The following is a 1,459-nucleotide window of genomic DNA, read 5'->3' as shown; positions in this document are numbered from 1 at the left end:
ATTGTATAGTAAGTTCTTAAAACAAAAAATGAGGGCAGTAAAAACTTGGAAAATTGTTGTACTCGGATTGGGGCTTGTTGTTTTTGGTATAAGTTGTAGTAGTCACGATAAAAACTGACAGTTTAGTTAATTTAGAGTTAGGACACTTTAAATCACAAAACAAGTTTTATCATGACTACGCAAGACAAGTTAATCAAAACTAAGCTAGGATTATTAAAATTGGCGACACATTTAAACAATGTATCGCAGGCCTGCCGAACGATGGGCTACTCACGAGATAGCTATTACCGAATCAAAGAATTGTATGATACTGGAGGAGAGGCTGCTCTTCAAGAGCTATCTAGACGTAAACCGAATGTAAGAAATAGGGTTGATCCACACATAGAAGAACAAGTTAAAGCGATCGCCATTGAGTACCCAGCCTATGGACAACAAAGAGCCAGTAATGAATTAGCTAAAAAAGGGGTAACAATATCCGCAGGAGGTGTTCGCAGCATTTGGTTGCGTAATGATTTACAAACCTTTAAAAGGCGCCTTAAAGCCTTAGAAGCTAAGGTAGCACAAGAGGGTATAATTTTAACTGAATCACAGTTAGTTGCCATGGAACGAGCCAAGGAAGAAAAAGTGGCTAAAGGAGAAATTGAAACCCATCATCCTGGCTACCTTGGCAGTCAGGATACCTACTATGTAGGAACAGTTAAGGGAGTAGGCCGAATTTACCAACAAACCTATATAGACACCTATTGTAAGGTAGCTCAAGCCAAGTTATATCCATCCAAAGATGCTATTACAGCCGCTGATTTACTCAATGACAAAGTAGTGCCAATCTATGAAGAACATGAAGTCCGATTGTTACGTATGTTAACCGATCGAGGAACAGAATATTGTGGAAAAATAGAAACACATCCTTATCAGTTATATCTAGATTTGGAGGATATTGATCATACTAAAACGAAAGCTAAATCGCCACAAACTAACGGTATTTGTGAACGTTTTCATCGGACTATTCAAGATGAATTTTATGCCATTGTTTTCCGTAAGAAAGTCTTTACATCTATCGAAGAATTACAACTCGAATTAGATCAATGGATCGAATGGTATAACAAGGAACGAACCCATTCTGGTAAGCACTGCTATGGAAAAACACCATGGCAGACTTTTATGGAATCAAAACATTTAGCTTTGGAAAAACAAATTGATCAGTTACCTTGGCGAGTGGATGCAGCATCTTCTTTAGACAATCCCCCGCTAAGCAGCAAAAATGGGGTGTTGGCTAAAGAGGATGATGCGCAGCGGGAGCCTAATAAAATTAACACGAATCTGACAAATCAACCTAACTAAAATACAGCTGACTGTCAGATCAAGTCGTGGCTATTACACATAAGACACTTGGTTCAAAAGAACCAAGTGTCTTATCATTTTCACTATTTCTTAGATGTTGATTGCCAGCTTAGTAGCA

At 38.3% G+C, this 1,459-nt stretch carries 1 protein-coding gene; it reads left to right on the top strand.

Annotated features, from left to right (window positions below):
- Positions 1-171 precede the first annotated feature (171 nt).
- Positions 172-1,341 (top strand): IS481 family transposase, encoded by a 1,170-nt coding sequence (locus tag ACRBG0_RS28620; protein WP_431490239.1) that lies wholly within the window; start codon positions 172-174, stop codon positions 1,339-1,341.
- Positions 1,342-1,459: the final 118 nt, after the last annotated feature.

Origin of the sequence: Lewinella sp. (assembly GCF_050633125.1) — a bacterium.
Taxonomy (GTDB): Bacteria; Bacteroidota; Bacteroidia; order Chitinophagales; family Saprospiraceae; genus Lewinella.
This window is presented reverse-complemented; position numbering and strand designations above follow the sequence as displayed.